The 4889-nt window shown below is 48.7% G+C and carries 8 protein-coding genes and 1 other RNA gene; 6 read left to right on the top strand and 3 right to left on the bottom strand.

Annotated features, from left to right (window positions below):
* Positions 1–36: 36 nt before the first annotated feature.
* Positions 37–246: a hypothetical protein gene (locus A2048_10865; protein ID OGP09129.1), complete on the bottom strand. Its 210-nt coding sequence runs from the start codon at positions 244–246 to the stop codon at positions 37–39.
* Positions 247–377: 131 nt separating this feature from the next.
* Between A2048_10865 and A2048_10860 the strand changes: the two genes are divergently transcribed.
* Together A2048_10860 and ssrA are read left to right on the top strand one after the other, a co-directional pair.
* On the top strand, positions 378–626 hold the full coding sequence (locus A2048_10860; GenBank protein ID OGP09128.1) for a hypothetical protein: 249 nt from the start codon (positions 378–380) through the stop codon (positions 624–626).
* A gap of 44 nt (positions 627–670) precedes the next feature.
* Positions 671–803: a transfer-messenger RNA gene (gene ssrA, locus A2048_10855) on the top strand.
* Positions 804–1360: 557 nt separating this feature from the next.
* Here ssrA and A2048_10850 read toward each other — a convergent pair.
* Positions 1361–1561: a hypothetical protein gene (locus A2048_10850; GenBank protein OGP09127.1), complete on the bottom strand. Its 201-nt coding sequence runs from the start codon at positions 1559–1561 to the stop codon at positions 1361–1363.
* Between A2048_10850 and A2048_10845 the strand changes: the two genes are divergently transcribed.
* On the top strand, positions 1556–2317 hold the full coding sequence (locus tag A2048_10845) for a hypothetical protein (protein OGP09126.1): 762 nt from the start codon (positions 1556–1558) through the stop codon (positions 2315–2317). The two genes, A2048_10850 and A2048_10845, sit on opposite strands and share 6 nt — an antisense overlap.
* A gap of 108 nt (positions 2318–2425) precedes the next feature.
* A complete protein-coding gene (locus tag A2048_10840; GenBank protein ID OGP09125.1) occupies positions 2426–2617 on the top strand; it encodes a hypothetical protein in 192 nt (63 codons plus the stop codon).
* Here the strand turns inward: A2048_10840 and A2048_10835 are convergent.
* Positions 2607–2975: a hypothetical protein gene (locus tag A2048_10835; protein OGP09124.1), complete on the bottom strand. Its 369-nt coding sequence runs from the start codon at positions 2973–2975 to the stop codon at positions 2607–2609. The genes A2048_10840 and A2048_10835 overlap by 11 nt on opposite strands.
* Positions 2976–3247: 272 nt before the next feature.
* Between A2048_10835 and A2048_10830 the strand changes: the two genes are divergently transcribed.
* Positions 3248–3964, top strand: coding sequence for a hypothetical protein (locus A2048_10830; protein ID OGP09123.1), 717 nt, complete (start codon positions 3248–3250; stop codon positions 3962–3964).
* Positions 3965–3967: 3 nt separating this feature from the next.
* The gene (locus A2048_10825; protein ID OGP09122.1) at positions 3968–4348 is read left to right on the top strand and encodes a hypothetical protein; all 381 of its coding nucleotides are present in this window, start codon (positions 3968–3970) and stop codon (positions 4346–4348) included.
* Positions 4349–4889 lie beyond the last annotated feature (541 nt).

Below are 4889 nucleotides of genomic sequence, written 5' to 3'. Positions count from 1 at the left end.
AAGGGAGGCAGTGGATGTCCTCCGACCTGAACAAGGTTACCAGCTTCTGGGTTCGACTCCCGCATTGCCCGCATTATATTTGCACTTTTCAAGCCATCTTCCCTTAGCCATTAAGGACTTCCACTCAAAGTGGATGAGCCCGACGGCAAAAAAGGAGGGGAGAAGATGAAAAAAAACATTTGGGTGATTTTCGCCCAAATGTTCGCTTGCCCGGGTTGTGGGGTAGTTTACCCCGCCTGGTCGCAAGCGTTAGACTGCTGGGCTTTCCATAAGGGCTAGCGCCCTTTTTTGGAAGGACCAAGCAGCAAAAAAGGAGAAACCCTTCCTGGTGAGCGTTTAAAGAGACTCAGTCCCGCAAGGGATAGTCGAGTGACGCGATGACCCACAGGGTATGGCTCCTTAAAATCCCGACGTTACGTCGGGACGGCGGAAACAATCGATTGGGGAAACCCGTTCGAAAGTCCGCCCCAAACGCGCCAAGTTACCGGTGCCTGGCCGATAAAAGTGCCAGAAACAGGGACCCGATCCGATGGCCGCAAGGTCAAAGGGGAGGAGAAGTTGAGGTGTGGCTAAAAGCTGCGCAGCATCTCAACTTCAATCTTGCGGGTTTAAAGAAAGGGTTTTGAACCCGAAAGATTGGATGAGGGATAAGTTTTTAGAAACGAATTTTGGGGATGAAAGGCTTCGACGGGAAAGGTGGCGAGTCCAGAGAAAAAAGCCCCTGGCGAAAACCTCCTAAAGCTCGCGGGTTTAAAAACCCAACCCTTTTCCGGATGCGGGTTCGATTCCCGCCATCTCCACTCCCGGCAAAAGCCGGAACTCTTCGAGCGCCCAAGATAAGGAGGTGCTTATGAAGGGTAAAATTTAGGGACCGCGGGAAACCGGCCCCTTAGCCATCCAAAATAGATGGCTGGATCCGTGCAAGGATCCCCGTTTCCTGTCCCGAGTTGGCCAATCGGCCCGTCGACCGTCAACGACGCAGCTTTGCGTCAACCATCGACTCGCGCCGGCCCAGTGCCGCTCGGGGAAGCTTTCGCGCACGTTTTCATCCGCCCGGCCCGGACCACCCTGGCGCCCTCCGTCCGCTGACAAGCGGTTTCGAGGTTGTGCCATTCCGCCATCAACAAAGGTCCGGGCCCTAAAATTGGAGGGAAAATGACGAGTACCGACTAGTCCCGCCCCGCGGGACAAAACCCACCTCAAGGTCTCTGCGAACAGGCGCGCTAAAACCCGGAAAAAAACGGGTGGTGGTAACCAAAGGAGACCAACCCAAGGGATCAACATCGCCTTCGGTAAGCGATGGGGGAAAACCGATCCTCGGAACCTGACCGTCAGATTAACAGAGGTACGCGCGACTGACTCAAAAAGTCAGACCTCCAACGATCAGCTCTCTGGCCTTGCACCCAGTTGAGTTCAGGATGGGAGATAAGACACACGTTTTATCTCCCTGCAGTTTTTTGGGCTTAAGGTAGTTGAACCTAAAAATCTGTAAATTGATTAAGTCAAAAAGGTCAAAAAGGGGACCCCTTTTGGAGATTTGAAGAACCGATAGCTTTTGCACCCTGAGGGTGTAAAGCGCTTACTTCCTAAAAAACTTCTTCCCAATATCAAAACTCTCGTGCTACAATCAAGAAATCTCTTACTTCTTATGTCGAAAAAAGATAAGAAATCTTCCGGGCCGGGAAAAATTCAGAGAACCGCCAAGAGACTAATTTTGCCTTTAGTTATCGCGGCTCTTTCGATCGCCTTTTTAAAGTGGCTACTTAGCCCGACGTCCACGGTGGGGGAATCTATTCCCATTCAAGGCCGCGATCACATTAAAGTCGGGGTGAGCCACGCGCCCTATAACTCCAATCCGCCCACGTCCGGACCGCATTACGAAGAGCCCGTCGCGGCCGGCGTTTACTCTACTGAATACGCCGATGAAAATTTGCTCCATTCGCTTGAACACGGCTACGTCATTATCAGCTATAACTGCGCTGTGAAAGAATCAAAAAGTGGGAGTTTAGGACCCGTAACGGAGCTAGCCGGAAAGGTTTTGGCCCACGGTGAGACGGAAGCCACAGCTTCTTCTCAAGCCTCGCCCTCAGCCATTATCCGTGATGAGGACTGCCACCGTCTTGAGGATGACCTTAAAAGCTTGGCGGAGAAGATAAAGGTTTGGAAGCTGATCGTCACGCCGCGGAAAAATCTCGATGTCAGGATCGCATTGACTTCTTGGGGCAGAATTGACAAATTTAACGGGATGGCTGGCTCCCGGATTGAGAGGTTCATAAAGCTCTACCGCGATCAAGGTCCGGAAAAAACACCGAACTAGCGGGCTGGTCTCAGCAGTAGCTCAGCTTAAAGCCGTAAGTCTGCTAAGTCAAAAAGGGGACCCCCTTTGGAGATTTGAAAAGAAAGGGGGCTTGAGACTTCTAAATCTTTGTCTTTATTCCAAGAGAGCGAAAACCGTGAGCGTCAGCTCGTGGATGAAGCGGAACAACAGTCGCGAAGCGAACAAAGCGGAACAAAAAACCGAGATCGTAAGGTCGTCGGTTTTTTATACGTGGCGCTTGGTTATTTAAAGGTTTTCGGAACATTGAAATTCAGGGTTCGTTCGCACTTTAAGATTTAGAAGCGGAAGATTTAAGGTTGAGGACTTCTTCGATTCTCCCGATCCTTGATTCGTGGTCGAGCGCTTGTTTGTCGAAGAAGGAAATGATCAATTCGATGTCTTTGGACATTTTAGCCAGATGGCGATTGATAGGCTTCAATTGAAGTTTAAAATCCTGACGGGCCCGGAGCAAGTCCAGATTGAATTCATGGCTAATTTTCGCGGCCTTTGATTCGAGAACGTGTTCGAATTCCTCGGCGAGACTAATTTTTGTTTCTCGAAGCTTCAGGTCGAGTCTTTTTTCGGAGGAGGAAAGCTTGGCATCGAGGTACTTTTCCAAAGCTTTCTCGATTTTACTGAGGTCTTTATTATCGAGCATGATTTTATCTTAGGAGGAGAAATCGGGATTGTAAAGGGTGTTTTTTTCCTTGGTTCGGCAAGGGGAAAGTACAATCAGGTAAAAGAGGCTCCTTAGGCCGCATCTTAAGAATAAGTTGAACTCTTTTAAAGTTGACATCGGCGGCACAAAGGGCCGTATCCGTAAATACCGGTGAAGTTATTTACGGACGAGCCCTTAGCCTGGGTTTTCACCATAAGAATTTTGCAAAATAGGGGTTGACATTAAAGAACGGTTGTATTAAATTATTTCTAATGCCACTTCTTCGAAACTCTTTGGTCCTACCGGTTGCTTTTTCCTTACTTTTAACGATTTCTGGGTTTGTCTACGCAACTGATTCTACTTCGGTTTCTCCTTCGCCGACAAAAGCTAGAACTGCTCAACAACTTCTCGACGAGAAGAGGGCCGTTCTTGAGGAGAAAAAAAACCAAATTAAAAATCTCGCTGAACAGAAGAAAGCCTCGATCGAAGGGAAAAGGCAAGAGGTCAAGGATAAATTAGCGACCATCCGCGATGAGAAAAAGAAAGCTTTAATCGTCAGGATCGGAGAAAAATTGGCCAATATTAACAGGAATCGAACGGATCACCTTTTAAAAATTCTGACTCGTTTAGAGGAAATCGTTAAGAAAATTGAAACTAAAACTGCCGAACTAAAGGCCAAGGGCGTGGACACTTCTGTCGTTGACGCGGCTTTATCCGGCGCCAAGACGGCTATCGATCGTGCCAAGACGGCGGTCGCGGCCCAAGCGGCTAAAACCTATGCCATAGCCGTGAGCTCGGAAACGACGGCCAAGAATGAAGTTGGACAGTTTATGAAGGGACTTGAAGTTGATCTTAAAATTGTACGGGATTTAGTTAAGGCGGCTCACGAATCGGTTCGGAGCGCGGCCGTGGCTCTTAAAGGCCTAAGAGTGCCGATTACGGCCACGCCGAAGATAACGGCGACGGTTACACCCGAGCCGGTCGAGTAAATTATGGAAGAAATAAAGACGGAAAATACGCCCGTTTCCGAAAATGTTCCCAGTCAGGTCGCTCCCGGCAATGGAAAAACGGCCGCCCTTCTCGTCGTGGTTGTTTTGGTCGTGGCCCTCGGAGCCGCCGGATTTCTCTATTTTATGGGAAGCAGCCAACCGGAGGAGGCCTCCCCGTCGGCTGTTCCGACTAAGACCGTCGAAGAAAATCCGACAGCCACACCCGTCGTGGCCCAGCCCCAAGGCTCCGGATCAGCCGAAGAGTTTCCTAAGCTGAGTTCCGGTAACAGCGCCGATGATATTTTAAATGACCTTAACTCGGCGACGATTAACTCTTTCGATTCTGACTTTACCGATCTTCAAAAAGACGCCTCAGGACTCTAAAGGTTAAACCCTAAACCCTAAACAATACCTAATTTCAAAGTCCAAGTGTTTTAAACATTTGATCTTGGAATTTTGGATTTGTTTAGAGTTTAGGGTCTAGAGCTTTGAACTTTGGTTTACTAAGCCTAGAGTTAGAGGGTTTCACCCTTTTTTAGGGTGAAACCCTTTTGAACCCTTTTGAATCTATTTGGACCCAACTTGCGTGCATTCCAAATATTGTTTCCGTGTTAAAATCTAGATATGAAAGTTAAGGCTTCCGGAAACAAAGTCTTGTTTGTTTGCAACTCCTGTGGCGCAGAACAGCTGCGCTGGTCGGGGAAATGTCCAAGCTGCGGGGAATGGAACTCTCTCGTCGAATTTAGGACTTCGACTAAATCTCAAAGCTCAAAGCGTAAATCTCAAAGTGGAGGTGGAAAAGCAGAAGTAATAAGCCTGGCTTCGTCCGGTTTTAAGCTGGGTGCTTATAACTTACGGTTGAAAACCAATTACTCCGAATTCGACCGGACTTTAGGCGGCGGATTCGTTCCCGGTCAGGTGGTCT

Source organism: Deltaproteobacteria bacterium GWA2_45_12 (assembly GCA_001797365.1).
GTDB lineage: Bacteria > UBA10199 > UBA10199 > UBA10199 > UBA10199 > UBA10199.
Note: the sequence above shows the minus strand (reverse complement) of the source record. Positions and strands in the feature narration are given on the sequence as shown.